The 21,433-nt window shown below is 62.4% G+C and carries 22 protein-coding genes; 14 read left to right on the top strand and 8 right to left on the bottom strand.

Annotation, left to right across the window (positions count from 1 at the left end):
• Positions 1–1,513: 1,513 nt before the first annotated feature.
• Positions 1,514–1,843, bottom strand: a complete 330-nt coding sequence (locus J3P88_RS22170; protein ID WP_186704689.1) for an EscU/YscU/HrcU family type III secretion system export apparatus switch protein — start codon at positions 1,841–1,843, stop codon at positions 1,514–1,516.
• Positions 1,840–3,411, bottom strand: a complete 1,572-nt coding sequence (locus J3P88_RS22165) for a flagellar hook-length control protein FliK (protein WP_434571647.1) — start codon at positions 3,409–3,411, stop codon at positions 1,840–1,842. Before J3P88_RS22165 ends, J3P88_RS22170 begins: the two co-directional genes overlap by 4 nt.
• 200 nt (positions 3,412–3,611) lie before the next feature.
• Between J3P88_RS22165 and ccmA the strand changes: the two genes are divergently transcribed.
• The 10 genes from ccmA to J3P88_RS22115 all read left to right on the top strand — a co-directional run bounded on the left by ccmA (position 3,612) and on the right by J3P88_RS22115 (position 10,999).
• Entirely contained in the window at positions 3,612–4,247 is a 636-nt protein-coding gene (ccmA, locus tag J3P88_RS22160; protein WP_186704691.1) for a cytochrome c biogenesis heme-transporting ATPase CcmA, read from the top strand.
• Positions 4,244–4,912 (top strand): heme exporter protein CcmB, encoded by a 669-nt coding sequence (ccmB, locus tag J3P88_RS22155; RefSeq protein WP_003183957.1) that lies wholly within the window; start codon positions 4,244–4,246, stop codon positions 4,910–4,912. Before ccmA ends, ccmB begins: the two co-directional genes overlap by 4 nt.
• A gap of 94 nt (positions 4,913–5,006) precedes the next feature.
• Positions 5,007–5,762, top strand: coding sequence for a heme ABC transporter permease (locus tag J3P88_RS22150; RefSeq protein ID WP_081352495.1), 756 nt, complete (start codon positions 5,007–5,009; stop codon positions 5,760–5,762).
• Positions 5,759–5,935: a heme exporter protein CcmD gene (gene ccmD, locus J3P88_RS22145; protein ID WP_003199159.1), complete on the top strand. Its 177-nt coding sequence runs from the start codon at positions 5,759–5,761 to the stop codon at positions 5,933–5,935. The genes J3P88_RS22150 and ccmD overlap by 4 nt, the downstream gene beginning before the upstream one ends.
• On the top strand, positions 5,932–6,387 hold the full coding sequence (gene ccmE / locus J3P88_RS22140) for a cytochrome c maturation protein CcmE (protein ID WP_186704692.1): 456 nt from the start codon (positions 5,932–5,934) through the stop codon (positions 6,385–6,387). The genes ccmD and ccmE overlap by 4 nt, the downstream gene beginning before the upstream one ends.
• Before the next feature lie 3 nt (positions 6,388–6,390).
• Positions 6,391–8,379 carry a heme lyase CcmF/NrfE family subunit gene (locus J3P88_RS22135; RefSeq protein ID WP_186704693.1) on the top strand — a complete coding sequence of 663 codons (1,989 nt, stop codon included), beginning with the start codon at positions 6,391–6,393 and terminating at the stop codon, positions 8,377–8,379.
• Positions 8,376–8,912 (top strand): DsbE family thiol:disulfide interchange protein, encoded by a 537-nt coding sequence (locus J3P88_RS22130; RefSeq protein ID WP_434571642.1) that lies wholly within the window; start codon positions 8,376–8,378, stop codon positions 8,910–8,912. Before J3P88_RS22135 ends, J3P88_RS22130 begins: the two co-directional genes overlap by 4 nt.
• Entirely contained in the window at positions 8,909–9,382 is a 474-nt protein-coding gene (locus J3P88_RS22125) for a cytochrome c-type biogenesis protein (protein WP_186704695.1), read from the top strand. Before J3P88_RS22130 ends, J3P88_RS22125 begins: the two co-directional genes overlap by 4 nt.
• On the top strand, positions 9,375–10,577 hold the full coding sequence (ccmI, locus tag J3P88_RS22120) for a c-type cytochrome biogenesis protein CcmI (protein WP_434571641.1): 1,203 nt from the start codon (positions 9,375–9,377) through the stop codon (positions 10,575–10,577). Before J3P88_RS22125 ends, ccmI begins: the two co-directional genes overlap by 8 nt.
• Positions 10,578–10,591: 14 nt before the next feature.
• Positions 10,592–10,999: a hypothetical protein gene (locus J3P88_RS22115; RefSeq protein WP_186728633.1), complete on the top strand. Its 408-nt coding sequence runs from the start codon at positions 10,592–10,594 to the stop codon at positions 10,997–10,999.
• 103 nt (positions 11,000–11,102) lie between these two features.
• Here J3P88_RS22115 and J3P88_RS22110 read toward each other — a convergent pair whose 3' ends face one another.
• Positions 11,103–11,324 carry a hypothetical protein gene (locus J3P88_RS22110; protein ID WP_434571639.1) on the bottom strand — a complete coding sequence of 74 codons (222 nt, stop codon included), beginning with the start codon at positions 11,322–11,324 and terminating at the stop codon, positions 11,103–11,105.
• Positions 11,325–11,442: 118 nt separating this feature from the next.
• Here J3P88_RS22110 and J3P88_RS22105 point away from each other — a divergent pair, with 118 nt between their 5' ends.
• Positions 11,443–13,536: an LTA synthase family protein gene (locus J3P88_RS22105; protein ID WP_434571637.1), complete on the top strand. Its 2,094-nt coding sequence runs from the start codon at positions 11,443–11,445 to the stop codon at positions 13,534–13,536.
• A 62-nt stretch (positions 13,537–13,598) separates the two neighbouring features.
• On the opposite strand, the gene J3P88_RS22100 is transcribed toward J3P88_RS22105, so the two are convergent.
• Positions 13,599–13,751: a DUF3309 family protein gene (locus tag J3P88_RS22100; RefSeq protein ID WP_003183939.1), complete on the bottom strand. Its 153-nt coding sequence runs from the start codon at positions 13,749–13,751 to the stop codon at positions 13,599–13,601.
• 335 nt (positions 13,752–14,086) lie between these two features.
• Between J3P88_RS22100 and J3P88_RS22095 the strand changes: the two genes are divergently transcribed.
• The 3 genes from J3P88_RS22095 to csrA all read left to right on the top strand — a co-directional run bounded on the left by J3P88_RS22095 (position 14,087) and on the right by csrA (position 15,644).
• Entirely contained in the window at positions 14,087–14,902 is an 816-nt protein-coding gene (locus J3P88_RS22095; protein ID WP_186704699.1) for an SDR family oxidoreductase, read from the top strand.
• 57 nt (positions 14,903–14,959) lie between these two features.
• Positions 14,960–15,292 carry a YnfA family protein gene (locus J3P88_RS22090; RefSeq protein WP_060743066.1) on the top strand — a complete coding sequence of 111 codons (333 nt, stop codon included), beginning with the start codon at positions 14,960–14,962 and terminating at the stop codon, positions 15,290–15,292.
• Positions 15,293–15,443: 151 nt separating this feature from the next.
• Complete coding sequence (gene csrA / locus J3P88_RS22085; RefSeq protein ID WP_053120338.1) at positions 15,444–15,644, top strand: carbon storage regulator CsrA; 201 nt, start codon at positions 15,444–15,446, stop codon at positions 15,642–15,644.
• Here csrA and J3P88_RS22080 read toward each other — a convergent pair.
• The 4 genes from J3P88_RS22080 to J3P88_RS22065 form a co-directional block, all read right to left on the bottom strand.
• Positions 15,633–15,860: a YheU family protein gene (locus tag J3P88_RS22080; RefSeq protein WP_003199186.1), complete on the bottom strand. Its 228-nt coding sequence runs from the start codon at positions 15,858–15,860 to the stop codon at positions 15,633–15,635. The genes csrA and J3P88_RS22080 overlap by 12 nt on opposite strands.
• Before the next feature lie 229 nt (positions 15,861–16,089).
• On the bottom strand, positions 16,090–17,280 hold the full coding sequence (locus tag J3P88_RS22075) for an osmoprotectant NAGGN system M42 family peptidase (RefSeq protein ID WP_053120340.1): 1,191 nt from the start codon (positions 17,278–17,280) through the stop codon (positions 16,090–16,092).
• 219 nt (positions 17,281–17,499) lie between these two features.
• A complete protein-coding gene (ngg, locus tag J3P88_RS22070) occupies positions 17,500–19,245 on the bottom strand; it encodes an N-acetylglutaminylglutamine synthetase (protein ID WP_186704700.1) in 1,746 nt (581 codons plus the stop codon).
• 3 nt (positions 19,246–19,248) lie between these two features.
• Positions 19,249–21,021, bottom strand: coding sequence for an N-acetylglutaminylglutamine amidotransferase (locus J3P88_RS22065; RefSeq protein WP_434571632.1), 1,773 nt, complete (start codon positions 21,019–21,021; stop codon positions 19,249–19,251).
• Positions 21,022–21,433 lie beyond the last annotated feature (412 nt).

The following is a 21,433-nucleotide window of genomic DNA, read 5'->3' as shown; positions in this document are numbered from 1 at the left end:
GCAGTGCTTGTGGCGAGGGAGCTTGCTCCCGCTGGCCTGCGAAGCGGGCCCCCGCATTCTTCCCAGGCAGACCGTATCGCCCGGTTTTGCGACTGCTGCGCAGCCGAGCGGGAGCAAGCTCCCTCGCCACGATGTCGCGTCCTGCCGCAGATCCAATGTGGGAGCGAGCCTGCTCGCGATAGCGGTGTGGCAGTCGATAGAAATGTCGGGTGTGATTCCGTCATTGCGAGCAGGCTCGCTCCCACAGGTTTTTCTGGCGCTCACCGACTGTTCATTCCAGCACACGCAGCGCTTGTGGCGAGGGAGCTTGCTCCCACTGGCCTGCGAAGCGGGCCCCCGCATTGTTCCCAGGCAGACCGTATCGCCCGGTTTTGCGGCTGCTGCGCAGCCGAGCGGGAGCAAGCTCCCTCGCCACGATGTCGCGTCCTGCCGCAGATCCAATGTGGGAGCGAGCCTGCTCGCGATAGCGGTGTGGCAGTCGATAGAAATGTCGGGTGTGATTCCGTCATCGCGAGCAGGCTCGCTCCCACAGGTTTTTCTGGCGCTCACCGACTGATCATTCCAGCACACGCAGTGCTTGTGGCGAGGGAGCTTGCTCCCGCTGGCCTGCGAAGCGGGCCCCCGCATTGTTCCCAGGCAGACCGTATCGCTCGGTTTTGCGACTGCTGCGCAGCCGAGCGGGAGCAAGCTCCCTCGCCACGATGTCGCGTCCTGCCGCAGATCCAATGTGGGAGCGAGCCTGCTCGCGATAGCGGTGTGGCAGTCGATAGAAATGTCGGGTGTGATTCCGTCATCGCGAGCAGGCTCGCTCCCACAGGTTTTTCTGGCGCTCACCGACTGATCATTCCAGCACACGCAGCGCTTGTGGCGAGGGAGCTTGCTCCCGCTGGCCTGCGAAGCGGGCCCCAGCATTCTTCCCAGGCAGACCGTATCGCCCGGTTTTGCGACTGCTGCGCAGCCGAGCGGGAGCAAGCTCCCTCGCCACGATGTCGCGTCCTGCCGCAGATCCAATGTGGGAGCGAGCCTGCTCGCGATAGCGGTGTGGCAGTCAAATCAACCTTGACTGACAGGGCCCCATCGCGAGCAGGCTCGCTCCCACAGTTTTTCTGGCGCTCACCGACTGATCATTCCAGCACACGCAGTGCTTGTGGCGAGGGAGCTTGCTCCCACTGGCCTGCGAAGCGGGCCCCCGCATTGTTCCCAGGCAGACCGTATCGCCCGGTTTTGCGGCTGCTGCGCAGCCGAGCGGGAGCAAGCTCCCTCGCCACGATGTCGCGTCCTGCCGCAGATCCAATGTGGGAGCGAGCCTGCTCGCGATAGCGGTGTGGCAGTCGATAGAAATGTCGGGTGTGATTCCGTCATTGCGAGCAGGCTCGCTCCCACAGGTTTTCTGGCGCGCCAATCTTTCCAGCCCAGCCCTGTGGCGAGGGGATTTATCCCCGCTCGGGTGCGCAGCAGCCGCAAAAATGGGGTCGCTGCGCAACCCAGCGGGGATAAATCTCCTCGCCACTGATCAGTAATCGTCGCCGCGGTCGGTCACATCCTTTTCGACACTCGGTGCGTGCGGGTCAAACCCTTGCGGAAACTTGCCCTTGAGGTTCCAAGCAAACGCAATGATCTCGGCAATCGTGCGGTACAGCTCCTCCGGGATGCTGTCCCCCAATTCCATCCGTGCCAGCAACTTCACCAACTCGGCGTTTTCATAGATCGGTACTTCGCTTTCGCGGGCGATGCGCAGGATTTCCTCGGCCAGGGCCTCGTCGCCCTTGGCGGTGAGGGTCGGGGCGTGGTGGCCGTCGTACTTGAGGGCGATGGCTTGGCGGGGTTCAGTGTGGGTGGTCATGCGGTTTCGTCCACCCAGCGCTGTTCCAGGCGAGTCTTGGGGCCTTGGGGCGGGGTACCGAGGTGGCAGTCCAGGTCACCGACGTTCAGGCCACAGGTCACAAGGCGTTCACGCAAGGCGGTCAAGTTGCTTTCGATCAGGCTCGCGGTATATGGCCGTTCTGCCCATAACTGGCTGGACAGGCTGCCGCTGAGCAACTGGGCCTGGACCTGTAAGGGGCCGAGCGGTTCCACGTCGAACGCCAGCTCCACCCGCCAGAGCTGCTGTTTCGGCTCGCGTTCTTCCCGGCGTTCGTCGGGTTGTTCCCGGGGCGGGGTTTCCTCGCGCTGGAACTTGACCTGCAATGGCACGATGTCCTGCAAGTTGCGCATCGGGATCTCCAACTGCCAGGTACTCATCAGTCGGCCGTCGTCGGTCAGGCCGGTCTGTTCAAGGCTCGACAACTGATGGCTTTGCAGGCGCGACACGGCCGCGGCGGCCAGGCGCAGCAGGTGTTCCAGGTCGCCTTCTTCGTCCTGCTCTTTCAGCTGCCGGGAGGGCAGCGGAAAGCTGGTGGGCGACGGTTTGGCGCTGACCTGGCCAAGCATCCCCAGGGCACTGCGAACGAAACTCGGCAGGGCCTGGGCCAGCGTGTTGGCGGCAATGATGGCGCCGAGGTTGGTCGAGGCGGGCAGGGCCGGTGTCAGCTGGGCAATCAGTTTCAGCAGGTCGCCCTTCATGTCCGGCGCCAGGCTCGGTGGCTGTCCGGCGAGCAGTTTGCTTTCCAGGAACACACCGCTGGCGATCATGGCCTGGGCCACGCCCTTGGGCGTGCTCAGTTGCTGGACATCCGGCAGGCCTGCCAGCAAGCGAGTCACCGCCGCGCGCAGCTGTGTTTCTGTGTCGTCAGTGACGGGAAGGTTTTGCAGCGCAGTGATCAGACTGTCCAGCGAGCCCTGGCGGCTGACTTGGGTAACCAGTTGCTGGCTTACCGCCAGTTGCTCCTGACGGTTGCTCAGGGGTACGAATTTCAGCGTCTGGGCATCTTGCACCTGGGCGCTCAAGAGTGTGCCGATGCGCAGCGGTTGGGGACTGTCGATGTCCAGGGTGCTGCCAGCCTGGGCGGTGTTGAGCAGGCTCACCAACGACCGGTAGACCACCGGTTGTCCGGGCAAGGCGGGCAACGCCTGGCTGGTCAACACCTTGCCTTGCAGCAACGTGCCCACCGGCATCTGCGCGGTGTCGATGCGCGTCAAGGTGGCAACGCTGGAGGCAACGGCCTGTTGCACGGCAATCGCCAGGTTGCTGGCGGACGGCTGGGTCACGGCCAGGCTGGTGCCCTGGGGCAGTGGCTGGGTGCTGGTGGCCTGCACGGTGGCCTGTCGACCGCTCTCCAGGGTGACCTTGAGCAGTAGCTGAAAAGTCTGGTCCGCCTGCTTGAGCGACAGCACTTCGGCCTTGGCGGTCTGGCCGGGCCCGATCAGCCCTTCGGCTGGTGCCAGCAACTTGAGCAGCTCCCCCGTCACCGTTGGCATACGCGTCGTTGCCGTGGCCTGGGGCAGCGGCAGGATGTTCATGTCGCCTGTCATTTGCGGTCTTACCTTGGGGAAATAAGCTCTCTTGAGAGTAGGTCAGGGCATGTATAATGCCGCCCGTCTTTCAGGGAGTGGCGAAAACCTTGCAATTGTTTGACGCAGCTCTGTGGAACAGGCCGTCAAAGCATCTATGCTGCACCTCTTTAACGGCCGCTGCACCGCCGACTTGAACACCGTATAAGGCCCGCGATCCCTTGACCAGTCCTCTCCTGCAAACCGTTGGCCTCGCCTGTGAGCGAGACTTGCGGCTGCTTTTCGAACATCTGGAATTGAGACTCTCGCCTGGCGACATGGTGCAGATCAGTGGCCCCAACGGCAGTGGCAAGACCAGTCTGTTGCGCCTGCTCGCCGGGTTGATGCAGCCCACCGCAGGGCAAGTGTTGCTCAATGGCCAGCCCTTGCACAGCCAGCGCAGCGAACTGGCCCGTAACCTGCTCTGGATCGGCCACGCCGCGGGCATCAAGGATTTGCTGACCCCCGAAGAAAACCTCAGTTGGCTCTGTGCGCTGCATACGCCGGCCGAGCGCGAGGCGATCTGGCAAGCGTTGGCGGCGGTCGGGCTGCGCGGCTTCGAAGACGTGCCGAGCCACACCCTGTCCGCCGGCCAGCAGCGCCGAGTGGCCTTGGCCCGGTTGTACCTGGACGGCCCGCCGCTGTGGATTCTCGACGAGCCGTTCACTGCCCTGGACAAGCAGGGCGTCGCGCAACTCGAGGAACACCTGGCCCGGCACTGCGAAAATGGCGGAATGGTCCTGTTGACGACCCACCACACGCTGGCGCGGATGCCGTCCGGTTATCGCAATATCGATCTGGGGAACTGGGCCGTATGAGTGTGTTTGGCCTGCTGCTTGCCCGCGAGGCGCGCCTGCTGTTTCGTCGTCCGGCCGAATTGGCCAATCCGCTGGTATTCTTCGCGATTGTCATCGCGCTCTTCCCGTTGGCGGTCGGTCCGGAGACTCAATTGTTGCAAACCTTGTCTCCAGGACTGGTCTGGGTGGCCGCGCTTTTATCGGTCCTGCTCTCGCTGGACGGGCTTTTCCGCAGTGATTTCGAAGACGGCTCACTGGAACAGTGGGTCCTTTCGTCGCACCCCCTGGCCCTTCTGGTTTTGGCCAAGGTACTGGCACACTGGGTTTTTTCCGGGCTGGCACTGGTGCTGCTCTCGCCGCTGCTGGCGATGATGCTGGGCTTGCCCGCCGCGTGCATGCCGGTGCTGCTGGTGTCGCTGCTGCTGGGCACTCCGGTGCTGAGCTTGCTCGGTGCGGTGGGCGCGGCGTTGACGGTGGGTTTGAAGCGCGGCGGCCTGTTGTTGGCGCTGCTGATCCTGCCGTTGTATATCCCGGTGTTGATCCTGGGCAGCGGTGCCTTGCAAGCCGCATTGCAAGGCATGCCCGCGACCGGTTATCTGCTGTGGCTTGGGAGCCTGACCGCCCTGGCGATAACCCTGACACCCTTCGCAATAGCCGCTGGCTTGAAAATCAGCGTCGGCGAATAATAACGAGGCCTGGTCAAAAATTGACCACTTCCCTGGAAGTAAAGGCAGACCTGGCGGTTCGTGATGGCGAACCGCAACCGTGATGGAAACAGCAATGAACTGGACCTGGTTTCATAAGCTCGGCTCACCCAAGTGGTTCTACGGCATCAGCGGCAAACTGCTCCCCTGGTTGAGCCTCTTCGCGCTGCTATTGATGGGTTCTGGCGTGGTGTGGGGCCTGGCCTTCGCCCCGCCGGACTACCAACAGGGCAACAGCTTTCGCATCATTTATATCCACGTGCCCACGGCCCTGCTGGCCCAGTCCATCTATGTGATGCTGGCGGTGTGCGGTGTGGTCGGGCTGGTGTGGAAGATGAAACTGGCCGACGTCGCCCTGCAATGCGCCGCCCCCATCGGCGCCTGGATGACCGCCGTGGCGCTGGTCACCGGGGCCATCTGGGGCAAGCCGACCTGGGGTTCGTGGTGGGTCTGGGATGCGCGGCTGACGTCAATGCTGATCCTGCTGTTCCTGTACTTCGGTCTTATTGCGCTGGGCAACGCCATCAGCAATCGTGACAGCGCGGCCAAGGCCTGCGCGGTGCTGGCGATTGTCGGCGTGATCAACATCCCGATCATCAAGTATTCGGTGGAGTGGTGGAACACCTTGCATCAGGGCGCGACCTTCACCCTGACCGAAAAACCGGCGATGCCCGTCGAAATGTGGCTGCCGCTGTTGCTGACGGTACTGGGCTTCTACTGTTTCTTTGGCGCGGTGCTGTTGCTGCGCATGCGCCTGGAAGTGCTCAAGCGCGAGTCCCGGGCCAGTTGGGTGAAGGCCGAAGTACAGAACAGCCTGGAGGCCGCTCGATGAGTTTCGCTTCATTCGGCGATTTCCTCGCCATGGGCCATCATGGCCTGTATGTCTGGTCAGCCTATGGCATTTGCCTGGTGGTGCTGGCCCTCAACGTGGCGGTGCCGATCCTGGCCCGCAAGCGGTATCTGCAACAAGAGGCGCGTCGTCTGCGCCGGGAGAACGGTCAGTGAATCCGCTGCGAAAAAAACGTCTTGTCATCATTCTGGCGATCCTGGTGGGTGTCGGTGCCGCGGTCGGCCTGGCTCTCAGCGCCTTGCAGCAGAACATCAACCTGTTCTACACCCCAACCCAGATCGCCAATGGCGAAGCGCCGAAAGACACACGCATCCGCGCCGGTGGCATGGTGGAGCAGGGCTCGCTGGTGCGTTCCGGGGATTCGCTGGACGTGAAATTCAACGTCACCGATTTCAGCAAGACCGTGACGATCACCTATCGCGGCATTCTCCCGGACCTGTTCCGCGAAGGGCAGGGGATCGTCGCCCTGGGCAAGCTCAACGCTGACGGCGTTGTGGTCGCCGATGAAGTGCTGGCCAAGCACGATGAGAAATACATGCCGCCGGAAGTGACCAAGGCCCTGAAAGACAGCGGCCAGTCGGCACCCGCGCCTGTGAAGGAGGGCTGACCGATGACGGCTGGTATCTTTATTCCCGAGTTGGGCCACCTGGCGATGATCCTGGCCCTGTGTTTCTCCCTGGTCCAGGCCGTGGTGCCCCTGCTCGGTGCCTGGCGTGGCGACCGGTTGTGGATGAGCCTGGCACAGCCGGCGGCATGGGGGCAGTTCGCGTTCATGCTGTTCGCCTTCGGTTGCCTGACCTACGCGTTCATGGCTGACGATTTTTCCGTGGAGTACGTTGCCAGCAACTCCAACAGCGCCTTGCCCTGGTATTACAAGTTCAGCGCGGTGTGGGGTGCCCACGAAGGGTCGCTGTTGCTCTGGGCTTTGATTCTCGCCGGATGGACCTTTGCGGTCTCGGTGTTCTCCCGGCAATTACCACGCGTGATGCTCGCCCGCGTACTGGCGATCATGGGCATGATCAGCACCGGTTTCCTGCTGTTCCTGATCGTCACGTCCAACCCGTTCGAGCGCATCCTGCCGCAGATGCCGATGGATGGCCGCGACCTCAATCCATTGCTGCAAGACATCGGCCTGATCGTTCACCCGCCGATGCTCTACATGGGTTACGTCGGTTTTTCCGTGGCCTTCGCCTTCGCCATCGCCGCGTTGCTCGGCGGGCGTCTCGATGCCGCCTGGGCGCGCTGGTCGCGCCCGTGGACCATCGTCGCCTGGGCCTTCCTCGGTGTCGGTATCACGTTGGGCTCCTGGTGGGCCTACTACGAACTGGGCTGGGGCGGCTGGTGGTTCTGGGATCCGGTGGAAAACGCATCCTTCATGCCCTGGCTGGTGGGTACCGCGCTGATTCACTCCCTCGCCGTCACGGAAAAACGCGGTGTGTTCAAGAGCTGGACCGTGCTGCTGGCCATCGCGGCGTTCTCGTTGAGCCTGTTGGGCACGTTCCTGGTGCGTTCCGGCGTGCTGACGTCGGTGCATGCCTTTGCCTCGGACCCTGAACGTGGCGTGTTCATCCTGATGTTCCTGCTGTTCGTCGTTGGCGGTTCGCTGACGCTGTTCGCCCTGCGGGCGCCGGTGGTCAAGAGCCAGGTCGGCTTCAACCTCTGGTCGCGGGAAACCCTATTGCTGGGCAACAACCTGGTGCTGGTTGTGGCGGCGTCGATGATCCTGCTGGGGACGTTGTACCCGCTGGTGCTCGATGCACTGTCCGGCGCCAAGCTGTCGGTGGGTCCGCCGTACTTCAACGCGTTGTTCATCCCGCTGATGGCGATCCTGATGGTGGTGATGGCCATCGGTATGCTGGTGCGCTGGAAAGACACCCCGGTCAAGTGGCTACTGGGCATGTTGACCCCGGTGCTGCTGGGCACGGCCGCCCTGGCCGTGGTGGCCGGCGTGGCCTACGGCGATTTCAACTGGGCGGTGCTGGCGACGTTCGTGCTGGCGGCCTGGGTGTTGCTGGCCGGCGTCCGGGACATCTTCGACAAGACCCGCCACAAAGGCCTGATCAAAGGCCTGCCATCCCTGACTCGCAGTTATTGGGGCATGCAGATCGCCCACCTGGGCATCGCCGTCTGCGCCTTGGGCGTGGTGCTGTCCAGCCAGAACAGTGCCGAGCGCGACCTGCGCCTGGCGCCGGGGGAGTCCATGGACCTGGGGGGCTATCAGTTCGTGTTCGAAGGCGCCAAGCATTTCGAAGGGCCGAACTTCACCTCTGACAAAGGCACTGTGCGGGTCATTCGCAACGGCCAGGAAATCACCGTGCTGCACCCGGAAAAACGCCTCTACACCGTGCAGAACTCGGTCATGACCGAAGCCGGGATCGATGCCGGGTTCACTCGCGATCTCTACGTGGCCCTGGGCGAGTCCCTGGGCGACGGCGCGTGGGCGGTGCGCGTTCATGTCAAGCCGTTCGTGCGCTGGATCTGGTTCGGTGGCTTGCTCACCGGCCTGGGCGGGATGCTGGCGGCGCTGGATCGGCGTTATCGAGTCAAGGTGAGAACCCGGGTGCGTGAAGCCCTGGGCGTGACGGGAGCCACTGCATGAAACGTTGGTTGATGCTGTTGCCGTTGGCGCTGTTCCTGCTGATGGCGGTGTTCTTGTACCGGGGGTTGTACCTGAACCCGAGCGAGTTGCCCTCGGCGATGATCGGCAAGCCATTCCCGGAGTTTTCCCTGCCTTCGGTGCAAGGCGACAAGACCCTGACCCGTGCCGACCTGCTGGGCAAGCCGGCGCTGGTCAACGTGTGGGGCACCTGGTGCATTTCCTGCCGGGTCGAGCACCCGGTGCTGAACAAGCTGGCCCAGAACGGCGTGGTGATCTACGGCGTCAACTACAAGGACGTCAATGCTGACGCTCTGAAGTGGCTGGCCGAGTTTCACAATCCGTACCAATTGGACATTCGTGACGAAGAGGGCTCCCTGGGCCTGAACCTGGGCGTCTATGGCGCGCCGGAAACCTTCTTCATCGATGCCAAGGGCGTGATCCGCGACAAGTTCGTCGGCGTGATCGACGAACAGGTCTGGCGCGAGAAACTGGCCGCCAAATACCAGTCCCTGGTGGACGAGGCCAAGCCATGAAGCGCTGGTTAGCCGCTGCCATCCTGGGGTTGAGCCTGGTCGGTGTGGCCCAGGCGGCCATCGACACCTACGAATTCGCCAACGACGGCGAGCGCGAGCGGTTTCGCGAACTGACCAAGGAACTGCGCTGCCCCAAATGCCAGAACCAGGACATCGCCGACTCCAACGCCCCGATTGCCGCCGACCTGCGCAAGGAAATCTTCCGCATGCTCGGCGAGGGCAAGGACAACCAGCAGATCATCGACTTCATGGTCGATCGCTACGGTGAGTTCGTGCGCTACAACCCCGCCCTGTCCTCCAAGACCGCGGTGCTTTGGTTCGGCCCCGCCGGGCTGTTGCTCGGTGGTCTCGTGATCATCGCAGTCATCGTGCGCCGGCGCCGGGTCCAGCGCACGGCCGCACCGGACACGCTTTCTGTCGAAGAGCGCCAGCGCCTCGACCAACTGTTGGATAAAACCAAGCATGATTGATTTCTGGCTCGCCGCAGGTCTGCTTCTTCTGGTTGCCCTGAGTTTTCTGTTGATCCCTGTACTGCGCGGTCGTCGCGCTCAACGCGAAGAGGACCGCACCGCACTCAACGTGGCGCTGTATCAGGAGCGCGTGGCCGAACTGCAAGCCGAGCGGGAGGAGGGCGTGCTCAACGCCGCGCAACTGGACACCGGTCGTGCCGAAGCCGCCCGGGAGCTGCTCGCCGACACCGAGGGCGCCGATGCTCCGCGCGAATCCCGGCTAGGCAAACCGTTGCCGTTGCTCGCCGCCGTATTGGTGCCGGTGCTGGGCCTGGCGCTGTACCTGCATTTCGGTGCCAGTGACAAGGTCGAGCTGACGCGCGAATTCGCCCAGGCGCCGCAGTCGATGGAAGAGATGACCCAGCGCCTGGAGCGCGCGGTGGCGGCACAGCCAGACTCGGCCGAAGGCCTGTATTTCCTCGGGCGTACCTACATGGCCCAGGATCGGCCCGCGGATGCGGCGAAGATTTTCGAGCGCACCGTGGCGGTCGCCGGTCGCCAACCGGAACTGTTGGGCCAGTGGGCCCAGGCGCAGTATTTCGCCGATGGCAAGAAATGGTCGGATAAAGTCCAGGCCTTGACCGACGAAGCGCTCAAGCTCGATCCGAAGGAAGTCACCAGCCTCGGCCTGTTGGGCATCGCCGCGTTTGAAGGCGAACGCTATCAGGAAGCGATCGATTACTGGGGGCGCCTGCTCGCGCAACTGCCGGAAGGCGACAAATCCCGCGAGGCGCTGCAGGGCGGCATTACCCGGGCCACCGAGAAGCTGCAGACCAGTGGTGGCAAAGTCGTCCAGGCCCCGCCGGCCAAGACCGGGGCAGTGCTCAAGGTTCGCGTCGACCTGGCGCCGGAGCTCAAGGCCAAGGTGCAGCCTGGCGACAGCGTGTTCATCTTTGCCCGCGCCGTGTCCGGCCCGCCGGCACCCCTGGCCGCCAAGCGCCTGACAGTGGCCGATCTGCCGGTCACGGTTGAACTGGGCGATGCAGACGCCATGATGCCGCAGTTGAAACTGTCGAACTTCCCCGAAGTCCAACTGATGGCGCGCGTCTCCCGGGCCGGCCAGCCGACCGCGGGTGAGTGGATCGGCCGCAGCCAGCCCCTGGCGAGCAGCACCACGGCGCAACAACAATTGACCATCGACAGCCCGGATAAATAACAGGAATTCGCACCATGACCGCCATCGCTCGTATCACCCTGCTCACGCTCGTCATGGGCCTGAGCGCTTGCGCGGTCCAGCGTCCGCCGGAGCCCTCGGCGCCACTGCCACCGATTCCACCGTCGACCCCGACCACCAAGCCGGCCCCGTCCACGCCTCCTGGCAAGCCAGTCATCCCGAACAAACCGGCCAAGCCGGTGCCACGTACCTCCGCCAGTTTCGCCCCGCCACCGGGTGGCAACAGCCATTGGGACGCCAAGCTGGGGGTCTATGTGCTGGATAACCAGACCAATACGTTCTACCGCCAGCGCACCTATTTCCGCTGGAACAACGGTTGGAGCCGTTCCGTCAGCCCGAACGGCCCGTGGGAAGAAACCACCATCGAAGGCGTGCCGGCGGGGCTGGGGCGCAAGTTCCACTGAAGTGATCGTTTCACACTGATCTGGAAGTGATCGGCAACCCTGTGGCGAGGGAGCTTGCTCCCGCTGGGCTGAGAAGCAGCCCCAATCCAGCCACCGTGGTCTGTCAGGCATATTTCGCTATCCAGATTTTAAGACTGCTGCGCAGCCGAGCGGGAGCAAGCTCCCTCGCCACAATCAAGTCCTCCACCACAATGGCGTTCGGCACATCCGTGCAGTAGGCCGGGCTTTTTGTGTTTCCGAATATTCTTTGAACGAAATTTTCACCAAATCTTGCGGACAATCCCCCGCGCTCATATCGCCGCCGGTTATTTAATGGCAATGCCATAGCCGTTCGTGCAACATTTGCGCACTCGCGCAAGCCCCGGGGCCAGGCTTTGGCCAACAGAGGGCGCGCCGTTGTTTCTTTTTTTGACACTCCAACTCCAATAGGGTCCTTAAACGACATGGCAATCCCGGACGCCCTGAGTCAGCAGCGCACCACGCATCGCCTGCTGCAACCGACCGTCAAATCGCACCTGGCCTACACGTTGCTTTGCGCCCTGGTAATGATGGTCATGCTGAGCCTGCTGCGCGTGGCGCTGCTGGTCTACAACCGCGAGATGATCCTCGACACCCCGGCCTCGACCTTCGTTGAAGCGTTTTTCAATGGCCTGCGCTTTGACTTGCGCCTGGTGGTCTACCTCAGCATCCCGTTGCTGCTGGCATTGTTCAGCGCAAGGGCCATGGCCGCCCGTGGTTTCTTTCGTTTCTGGCTGACCATTACCTCCAGTGTTGCGCTGTTCCTCGGCTTGATGGAGATGGACTTCTACCGTGAATTCCACCAGCGCCTCAACGGCCTGGTCTTCCAGTATGTGAAGGAAGACCCGAAAACCGTGATGAGCATGCTCTGGTACGGTTTCCCGGTAGTGCGCTACCTGCTGGCCTGGGTGGGCGGCACCCTTATCCTGAGCCTGGCGTTCAAGGGCGCCGACCATGCCACCCGCCCGCGTGGGCCGTTCAGCGGCGGCAGCATCGGCACGCGTCAACTCGCGCCGTGGTACGGACGTGTCGCGGTGTTCATGGTTTGCCTGCTGGTGGCCGTGGCCGCTGCGCGCGGTACCCTGCGCCAAGGTCCGCCACTGCGTTGGGGCGACGTCTATACCACCGATTCGAACTTCGCCAACCAGTTGGGCCTCAATGGCACCTTGTCATTGGTGGCGGCGGCCAAGAGCCGGTTGTCCGAACACCGTGACAACATCTGGAAGGCCACACTCGAGCAACCGCTGGCACAGCAGACCGTGCGCGACATGCTGGTGATGCCTGACGACAAACTCGTGGACGCCGAGACAGCCGCCGTGCGCCGCGACTACACGCCGCCAGCGGACAAGACCCTGCCGATTAAGAACGTGGTCGTGATTCTCATGGAGAGCATGGCCGGTCACTCGGTGGGCGCCCTGGGCGCGCCAGGCAACATCACGCCTTACCTGGACAAACTGTCCAAGGAAGGCCTGTTGTTCGATCGTTTTTTCTCCAATGGCACCCACACTCACCAAGGCATGTTCGCCACCATGGCGTGCTTCCCGAACCTGCCGGGTTTCGAATACCTGATGCAGACGCCGGAGGGCAGCCACAAGCTGTCGGGCCTGCCGCAACTGCTCAGCGCCCGCAACTACGACGATGTGTATGTCTACAACGGCGATTTTGCCTGGGACAACCAGTCGGGTTTTTTCAGCAGCCAAGGCATGACAACATTTATTGGGCGTAACGACTTCGTGAACCCGGTGTTCTCCGACCCGACCTGGGGCGTGTCCGACCAGGACATGTTCGACCGGGGCCTGATCGAACTCAAGGCGCGGGAAAACGGCAAGCCGTTCTATGCGTTGCTGCAGACTCTGTCCAACCATACGCCTTATGCGCTGCCGACGCCGTTGCCGGTGGAGCCGGTCACTGACCGTGGCCGCCTGAACGAACACCTGACCGCCATGCGTTACGCCGATTGGGCGCTGGGCCAGTTCTTCGAGAAGGCGCGCAAGGAACCTTACTTCAAGGAAACCCTGTTCGTCGTGGTCGGTGACCATGGCTTCGGCAACGAGCGCCAGATCACCGAGATGGACCTGGGCCGCTTCAATGTGCCGATGCTGCTGATCGGGCCGGGCGTCCAAGAGAAATTCGGCCAGCGCAACCACACCATTGGCACCCAGGTCGATATCGTCCCGACCATCATGGGCCGGCTCGGCGGGGAAGTGCGCAACCAGTGCTGGGGCCGCGACCTGTTGAATCTGCCGCCAGGCGACACCGGTTTTGGCGTGATCAAACCGTCGGGTAGCGATCAGACCACGGCACTTATCCACGACGACAAGATCCTGGTGTTGCCAGAGGAAAAGGCAATGGCACCGAAACTGTTCCGTTATCAACTGGGCGCCAATCCACACGCAGAGGTCATCCCGGATGCACCGGAGACGGCTGAGATGAAACTCAAGCTCGAATCGTTCCTGCAAACCGCGACCAAGAGCCTGCTGGATAACACGGCCGGCGTGATTGACGGCAAGCCGGACTGAGAAACGGCGAGCATAAAAAAGAGGCCTGCAGAGGCCTCTTTTTTTTGCGCTTACTTAGTGGTTTATATCTTGCCCAGTAATAGCAGGACCAACAGCACCACCAACACTACACCGATGATACCGGACGGACCGTAGCCCCAACTTCTGGAGTGCGGGAAGACCGGAAGACCGCCGATCAGCAGGAGGATCAGAATAATGATAAGTATTGTGCCCATTGTAGATTTCCTTATTGGTCAGTTTTGGATTGATGCAACTTCCAACTACCAGCACGCATGCGTTAAATCCGGGCGGCTTAATAAGTCCGACCGTAACGTCCTGTAAAAAATTCAAAGTTTTTGTAGGCGCCGGTAGGCGCTGTGTAGGAGCTGTCGAGTGAAACGAGGCTGCGATCTTTCCCCAGACACTTGAATCCCAAGCGAAAGATCAAAAGATCGCAGGCTTCGCCAGCTCCTACAGTTTGCCCTCGCCATTCAGCAATCTGATGGAGCGTGGGTCCGGCAGACGCCTTCGCTACACTCGGCCTATCTCTCCCGGAACAAGGCTGTTTGCTATGCAAAATCGCATGATGATCACTGGGGCCGGCTCCGGCCTGGGTCGCGAAATCGCGCTGCGCTGGGCTCGTGAAGGCTGGCGCCTGGCCTTGTCGGATGTCAGCGAGCCAGGCCTGGTGGAAACTCTGAAATTGGTGCGCGCTGCCGGTGGTGAAGGCTTCATCCAGCGTTGCGATGTGCGCGACTACAGCCAATTGACGGCGTTCGCCCAGGCTTGCGAAGAGAAACTCGGCGGCATCGATATCATCGTCAACAATGCTGGCGTCGCTTCGGGCGGGTTCTTCAGCGAACTGTCCCTGGAAGATTGGGACTGGCAGATCGCGATCAACCTGATGGGCGTCGTCAAGGGCTGCAAGGCTTTCCTGCCATTGCTGGAAAAGAGCCGCGGCAAGATCATCAACATCGCCTCCATGGCGGCCTTGATGCAGGGGCCAGCCATGAGCAACTACAACGTGGCCAAGGCAGGCGTCGTGGCGTTATCGGAGAGCCTGCTGGTAGAGTTGGCGCAGCAGGAAGTCGGCGTCCACGTGGTGTGCCCGTCGTTTTTCCAGACCAATCTGCTGGACTCCTTCCGCGGGCCGACCCCAGCCATGAAGGCTCAGGTCGGCAAGTTGCTGGAAAGCTCACCGATCAGCGCCGCTGACATTGCCGACTACATCTACCAGCAAGTGGCCCAAGGGCAGTTCATGATCCTGCCCCATGAACAGGGGCGCATGGCCTGGGCGCTCAAGCAGAAGAACCCACAGTTGCTCTACGACGAAATGACCGCCATGGCCGACAAGATGCGCGCCAAGGCCCGCCAGAACCTGAATTGACCTGGCTGCGCGATGTCCTCAGGATGGCGCCATTCGGCCCTCTTGATGGACATCTGCATGCTCAACTACCTGTGGTTCTTTCTCGCCGCGCTGTTTGAAATCGCCGGTTGCTACGCCTTCTGGATGTGGCTGCGCCAGGGCAAGAGCGCCTGGTGGATCGCCCCGGCGCTGCTCAGCCTGACCTTGTTCGCGCTGTTGCTGACCCGCATCGAAGCGACCTACGCCGGGCGCGCCTACGCCGCTTATGGCGGTATCTATATCATTGCCTCGATCGGCTGGCTGGCCGTGGTGGAGCGGGTCCGGCCACTGGGTTCCGACTGGATTGGCGTGGCGCTCTGCGTGTTGGGGGCGAGCGTGATTCTATTCGGCCCACGGCTCTCAGCTTCCTGAAATAACCTACGGTTCGCCAGGTTTTTGCAGGACGTTTCCTTCAGTCGCGAGAACTTTGCTTGTAGGGCCTTACTGAATTCTCGCTGGTGTCTTGAGAACGGAAAGCAGGCCGGGCATGGTCAGGGTCCAGACATTCTTAAGGACAAGAACCATGCTCGTATTAAGCCGTGCTGTGGGCGAGTTGATTTCCATCGGTGACGATATTTCCGTCCGGGTGCTGTCGGTCAGTGGCACCACCGTGCGTTTTGGCGTCGAAGCGCCACGGCACGTCGATGTCCATCGCTCCGAAATCTATGAAAAGATCCAGAGGAAAAAGGCTAATGCCGCCCGCAAGGCCTGTTCAGTCGAATAGGTGCTTGGGCACGTCGTGCTTGAGCATCAGTTGGCACTGTTCGCTTTCCGGGTCGAAGACAATCAAGGCCTGGCCTTTGGTCAGGGCTTGCCGGACCCGCAGCACCCGCGTCTCCAGGGGCGTGTCGTCACCGTTGTCGGTGCCGTCGCGGGTCACGAAATCTTCGATCAGGCGAGTGAGCGTGTCGACTTCGAGTTGGTCGTGGGGGATGAGCATGGGGGACCTCGGCTAGACAATAGGGCGATGCTACGGCCAATGGGCTTTTGCGGCTAGCCTGGGTTTTGACCATTGCGAATCCTTGTGGGAGCGGGCTTGCTCGCGAAGGCGGCGGTACATTCAAACTCTATGCTAGCCGACCCACCGCTTTCGCGAGCAAGCCCGCTCCCACAATTTGATTTGTGTAGACTCCGAAAGCGTCATGTGTCAGCCGACATCGCGAGCGGGATCAGCTGTCCGACCGCTGCCCCACAAGGCTGTCCACCGACGGCACCCGGGTATCGCTTTCCATCTGGGCATCGTGTTCGATCTGATGACTGAAGCGGTCCAGGGAGCCTTGGGCCGGCTGCGCGTCGCTGGCGAACACCGGTGGGCTGAGGATGTAGGCGCCGAGCAGGCGGCTGAGGGCGGCCAGGCTGTCGATGTGGGTGCGTTCGTAGCCATGGGTGGCGTCGCAGCCGAAGGCGAGCAGGGCGGTACGGATATCGTGGCCAGCGGTGATGGCCGAATGAGCGTCGCTGAAGTAATAGCGGAACAGGTCGCGGCGTGCCGAGATGTCGTTCTCCTTGGCCAGTTTCAGCAAATGCCGCGACAGATGATAGTCGTAGGGGCCGCCGGAGTCCTGCATCGCCACGCTGACCGAATGTTCGCTCGAGTGCTGGCCAGGGGCGACGGGCGCGATGTCGATACCGACGAACTCGCTGACGTCCCAGGGCAGTGCGGCCGCTGCGCCGCTGCCGGTTTCCTCGGTGATGGTGAACAGGGGATGACAGTCGATCAGCAGTTCCTCGCCACTGTCGACAATCGCCTTGAGCGCCGCCAGCAGTGCCGCGACCCCGGCCTTGTCGTCCAAGTGCCGGGCGCTGATGTGACCGCTTTCGGTGAATTCCGGCAAGGGGTCGAAGGCCACGTAATCGCCGATGCCCACGCCCAGGGTTTCGCAATCGGCGCGGGTGGCGCAATAGGCGTCCAGGCGCAGCTCGATGTGGTCCCAACTGATGGGCATTTCATCCACGGCGGTGTTGAACGCGTGACCGGATGCCATCAATGGCAGCACGCTGCCACGAATCACGCCGGTGTCGGTGAACAAGCTGACCCGGCTGCCTTCGGCAAACCGGCTGGACCAGCACCCCACCGGAGCCAGGGTCAGGCGACCGTTGTCCTTGATGGCCCGCACCGAGGCACCGATGGTATCCAGGTGCGCCGACACGGCCCGGTCGGGGCTGCTCTTGCGGCCCTTGAGCGTGGCGCGGATCGTGCCACGACGGGTCATTTCGAAGGCGATACCCAACTCTTCGAGCCGCTCGGCGACGTAGCGCACGATGGTGTCGGTGAAGCCGGTCGGGCTGGGGATGGCGAGCATTTCCAGCAGGACCTTTTGCAGGTATTCGAGATCCGGTTCGGGAATTTTGCTGATCATGGAAACTCCTCTCGGAACATTAGGTTGAAATAGGGGAACCCTGTGGTCAGAGATTGCTCCCGCTGAGCTCTGTAGGAGCTGGCGAAGCCTGCGATCTTTTGATCTTTCGCTTGGGATTCAAGTGTCTGGGGAAAGATCGCAGCCTCGTTGCACTCGACAGCTCCTACACAGCTCTTACAAAGTCGAGCGGGAGCAAGGTCCCTCGCCACGGAAGAAGGGCTAAGCCACCGTCTGGCTATGAGGAAACAACAGATCCACAAAACGCTCGGCGGTGGGCTGGGGTTCGTGGTTGGCTAAACCTGCGCGTTCGTTGGCTTCGATGAACACATACTCGGGTTGATCGGCCGCCGGCACCAGCAGGTCGAGGCCGACCATGGGGATGTCCAGCGCCCGCGCGGCACGCACCGCCGCATCGGCAAGGGTCGGATGCAGGATACCGGTGACATCCTCCAGGACGCCGCCGGTATGAAGGTTCGCTGTACGGCGTACGAACAGGTGCTCTCCGGCCGGCAGGACGCTGTCGTAGTCGTACCCCGCCGCATTGAGGGTGCGCAGGGTCTCGGCGTCCATCGGTATCTTGCTTTCACCCCCCGTAGCGGCCTGCCGTCGGCGGCTCTGGGCTTCGATCAGGGCCCCGATGGTGTGCCGGCCGTCGCCGATCACCTCCGCCGGGCGCCGGATCGCCGCGGCCACCACTTCAAAGCCGATCACCAGGATGCGCAGGTCCAGCCCTTCGTGGAAGCTCTCCAGCAGCACCCGGCTATCGAACTGCCGAGCCGCTTCAATGGCGCTCTGCACCTCCTCGATAGTGCGCAAGTCCACCGCCACGCCTTGGCCCTGCTCACCGTCCAGCGGCTTGACCACCACCCGTTCGTGCTCATCGAGAAACGCCAGGTTGTCATCGGCGTTCCCCACCAGCTGTTGCGCCGGCAGGTTCAGGCCGGCGTTTTTCAGCACCTTGTGGGTCAGGCTTTTGTTCTGGCACAGGGTCATGCTGATGGCGCTGGTCAGGTCGCTCAGGGACTCGCGGCAGCGCACCCGGCGGCTGCCGTGGACCAGGGTGAACAAGCCGGCCTCGGCATCGTCCACCTGCACTTCGATGCCGCGCCGGTGAGCTTCTTCGACGATGATCCGCGCATACGGATTGAACTCCGCCTCGGGGCCGGGCCCAAGGAACAACGGCTGGTTGATGCCGTTCTTGCGCTTGATGGCGAAGGTCGAGAGGTTGCGAAAGCCGAGTTTGGCGTAGAGATTTTTTGCCTGGCGATTGTCGTGCAGCACCGACAGGTCGAGGTAGCTCAAGCCACGGCTCATGAAATGCTCGATAAGGTGACGCACCAGCACTTCGCCGACACCGGGTCGCGGGCATTGCGGATCGACGGCCAGGCACCAGAGGCTGCTGCCGTTTTCCGGGTCGTTGAAGGCCTTCTGATGATTCAGGCCCATGACGCTGCCGATCACCGCACCGGTATCGTCGTCTTCAGCCAGCCAGTACACCGGTCCGCCTTCGTGACGCGGGGTCAGTCGCAGCGGGTCGATGGGCAGCATGCCCCGGGCCTGGTAGAGCTGGTTGATGGCCTGCCAGTCGGTCTCGCTCTGGGCGCGGCGAATGCGGAAGCCGCGAAACACCCGGGTGGACTGGCGATAGTCGCTGAACCACAGGCGCAAGGTGTCGGACGGATCGAGGAACAATTGCGCCGGTTCCAGCCCCAGCACCTGCTGGGGCGCGGCCACGTACAAGGCAATGTCGCGTTCGCCGGGTTGTTCGTTGAGCAGTTCCCGGGCCAGGCACGCCGCGTCCGGGAAGGTGTGGCCGATCAGCAGTCGGCCCCAGCCGCAATGCACCGCGATCGGGTCGGCGCCCAATTCGCTGCCGTCTTCGGCCAGGCGTGCCTGCAGGCGTTCATAGGAGGGCGCCTGGCCGCGCAAGAGGCGTTGGTTGTGAACAGTTGCGTGAGGTTTCATCGATCAGATTCCTTGCTCGCTGAGCCACAGGTTCAGCGCCGCCAGTTGCCATAGTCGCGAACCGCGCAACGGCGTGAGTTGCCCGTTGGGGTCGGTGAGCAGGCGGTCGAGCATGGCTGGGTTGAACAGGCCGCGATCCTGGCTCGGATCCAGCAGCAGTTCGCGAACCCAGGCCAGGGTGTCGCCTTCCAGGTGCTTGAGGCCCGGCACCGGGAAATAGCCTTTCTTGCGGTCGATCACTTCGCTGGGAATCACCCGTCGGGCGGCTTCCTTGAGCACCTGCTTGCCGCCATCGGGCAACTTGAATTTCGCCGGGACCCGGGCCGAGAGTTCCACCAGGCGATAGTCGAGAAACGGTGTGCGCGCTTCCAGGCCCCAGGCCATGGTCATGTTGTCGACGCGCTTGACCGGGTCGTCCACCAGCATCACGGTGCTGTCCAGGCGCAGGGCCTTGTCCACCGCGGCATCGGCGCCGGGTTGGGCGAAATGCTCCTTGACGAAGTCCCCGGCCGCGTCGTTGGCCGTCAACCAGTTGGGCTGCACAGTGGCGGCATATTCTGCGTAACTGCGGTCGAAGAATGCCGCGCGATAGGCGGCGTACGGATGGCTGGCGCCGTCGACCTGCGGGTACCAGTGATAACCGGCGAACAGCTCATCCGCGCCTTGGCCGCTTTGCACCACTTTGCAATGCTTGGCGACTTCCCGCGACAGTAGGTAGAAGGCGATGCAGTCGTGGCTGACCATCGGCTCGCTCATGGCGCGGAACGCGGCGGGCAGTTGCTCGATGATCTCTTTTTCGTCGATGCGCAGTTGGTGGTGGCGAGTGCCGTAGTGCTTGGCGATCAGGTCCGAATATTGGAATTCGTCACCGCGCTCGCCGCCGGCATCCTGGAAACCGATGGAGAATGTCGACAAGTCCTCGACGCCGACTTCCCGCAACAGGCCCACCAACATACTTGAGTCGACGCCGCCGGACAGCAGCACGCCGACGTCGACGGCGGCGCGCTGGCGAATGGCAACCGCTTCGCGGGTGCTGTCGAGAACGCGATCGATCCAGTCTTCCAGATTCAGGTGCTGTTCGTCGGCGCGAGGGCCGTAGGGCAGGGTCCACCAGGTTTTCTGCTCGGTGGTGCCGTCGGCTTCGATGCGCATCCAGGTGGCGGGCGGCAGTTTTTCAACACCGGCCAACAAGGTGCGGGGCGCCGGGACCACCGCGTGGAAATTCAGGTAATGGTTGAGGGCCACCGGATCGAGCATCGGATTGATGTCGCCGCCCTTGAGCAGCGCCGGCAATGCCGAGGCGAAGCGCAGGCGCTGGCCGGTGCGCGACAGGTACAGCGGCTTGACGCCGAGGCGGTCGCGGGCGATGAACAGCCGCTTGGCATCACGCTCCCAAATGGCGAAGGCGAACATGCCGTTGAGTTTGGGCAGCAGCGCTTCGCCCCAGGCGTGGTAACCCTTGAGCAGCACTTCGGTGTCGCCACCGGAATAGAAGGTGTAGCCCAGGCCTTCCAGCTCGGTGCGAAGCTCCGGGTAGTTGTAGATCGCGCCGTTGAAGGCCAGCGACAGGCCCAATTGATTGTCGATCATCGGCTGGGCCGAGCCGTCCGACAGGTCCATGATTTTCAGGCGTCGGTGGCCGAGGGCAATCGGTCCCTGGCTATGAAAACCCCAGGCATCAGGGCCGCGAGGGGCCAGGTGATGGGTGATTCGCTCTACGGCCGCAAGGTCCGCAGGTTGTTGATCGAAACGTAACTCTCCAGCTAATCCGCACATAAGTCCTTACCGGTGTTTCCGTTGGGGAGGGGTCAAGCAGCACGCGCCGAAAGGGCGGGTACTCTGAAACTGACCGGAGGGATTGCTGTGAGTTTTAGATCAATGCGTTATAAGCCGGCGGGGTGGGGCCCGTTTGGTCTGCTGCATGACTGAAGAATAGAGCGAAACCTGTGGGAGCGAGCCTGCTCGCGATTGCGGTAGATCAGTTGGTATCTAAGCGACTGACACACCGCAATCGCGAGCAGGCTCGCTCCCACCGTTGATTTTCATCGACCGCAGAAATGATGCGTCTGGCACAGGCTCTTTGTGGGAGTGGGCTTGCTCGCGATGGCGGTGGATCAGTCGGCATCTTAGTTGGCTGACACATCGCTATCGCGAGCAAGCTCAGCTCCCACAGGGTTTGTGGCGGGTC

The sequence above is a fragment of the Pseudomonas sp. Z3-6 genome (assembly GCF_051131985.1).
In the GTDB taxonomy this organism is placed as follows: domain Bacteria; phylum Pseudomonadota; class Gammaproteobacteria; order Pseudomonadales; family Pseudomonadaceae; genus Aquipseudomonas; species Aquipseudomonas zanjanensis.
Note: the sequence above shows the minus strand (reverse complement) of the source record. Positions and strands in the feature narration are given on the sequence as shown.

Excerpts from the sequence above, each read along its gene's own strand:
- ccmI (WP_434571641.1), top strand. The coding sequence starts at position 9,375 with ATGATTGATTTCTGGCTCGCCGCAGGTCTGCTTCTTCTGGTTGCCCTG.
- J3P88_RS22075 (WP_053120340.1), bottom strand. The coding sequence starts at position 17,280 with ATGATCAGCAAAATTCCCGAACCGGATCTCGAATACCTGCAAAAGGTC.
- J3P88_RS22135 (WP_186704693.1), top strand. The coding sequence starts at position 6,391 with ATGACGGCTGGTATCTTTATTCCCGAGTTGGGCCACCTGGCGATGATC.
- J3P88_RS22105 (WP_434571637.1), top strand. The coding sequence starts at position 11,443 with ATGGCAATCCCGGACGCCCTGAGTCAGCAGCGCACCACGCATCGCCTG.
- ccmB (WP_003183957.1), top strand. The coding sequence starts at position 4,244 with ATGAGTGTGTTTGGCCTGCTGCTTGCCCGCGAGGCGCGCCTGCTGTTT.
- J3P88_RS22115 (WP_186728633.1), top strand. The coding sequence starts at position 10,592 with ATGACCGCCATCGCTCGTATCACCCTGCTCACGCTCGTCATGGGCCTG.
- J3P88_RS22090 (WP_060743066.1), top strand. The coding sequence starts at position 14,960 with ATGCTCAACTACCTGTGGTTCTTTCTCGCCGCGCTGTTTGAAATCGCC.
- csrA (WP_053120338.1), top strand. The coding sequence starts at position 15,444 with ATGCTCGTATTAAGCCGTGCTGTGGGCGAGTTGATTTCCATCGGTGAC.
- J3P88_RS22110 (WP_434571639.1), bottom strand. The coding sequence starts at position 11,324 with ATGGCATTGCCATTAAATAACCGGCGGCGATATGAGCGCGGGGGATTG.
- J3P88_RS22125 (WP_186704695.1), top strand. The coding sequence starts at position 8,909 with ATGAAGCGCTGGTTAGCCGCTGCCATCCTGGGGTTGAGCCTGGTCGGT.
- ccmD (WP_003199159.1), top strand. The coding sequence starts at position 5,759 with ATGAGTTTCGCTTCATTCGGCGATTTCCTCGCCATGGGCCATCATGGC.
- J3P88_RS22170 (WP_186704689.1), bottom strand. The coding sequence starts at position 1,843 with ATGACCACCCACACTGAACCCCGCCAAGCCATCGCCCTCAAGTACGAC.
- J3P88_RS22100 (WP_003183939.1), bottom strand. The coding sequence starts at position 13,751 with ATGGGCACAATACTTATCATTATTCTGATCCTCCTGCTGATCGGCGGT.
- ngg (WP_186704700.1), bottom strand. The coding sequence starts at position 19,245 with ATGAAACCTCACGCAACTGTTCACAACCAACGCCTCTTGCGCGGCCAG.
- J3P88_RS22095 (WP_186704699.1), top strand. The coding sequence starts at position 14,087 with ATGCAAAATCGCATGATGATCACTGGGGCCGGCTCCGGCCTGGGTCGC.
- J3P88_RS22080 (WP_003199186.1), bottom strand. The coding sequence starts at position 15,860 with ATGCTCATCCCCCACGACCAACTCGAAGTCGACACGCTCACTCGCCTG.
- J3P88_RS22065 (WP_434571632.1), bottom strand. The coding sequence starts at position 21,021 with ATGTGCGGATTAGCTGGAGAGTTACGTTTCGATCAACAACCTGCGGAC.
- J3P88_RS22150 (WP_081352495.1), top strand. The coding sequence starts at position 5,007 with ATGAACTGGACCTGGTTTCATAAGCTCGGCTCACCCAAGTGGTTCTAC.
- J3P88_RS22130 (WP_434571642.1), top strand. The coding sequence starts at position 8,376 with ATGAAACGTTGGTTGATGCTGTTGCCGTTGGCGCTGTTCCTGCTGATG.
- J3P88_RS22165 (WP_434571647.1), bottom strand. The coding sequence starts at position 3,411 with ATGACAGGCGACATGAACATCCTGCCGCTGCCCCAGGCCACGGCAACG.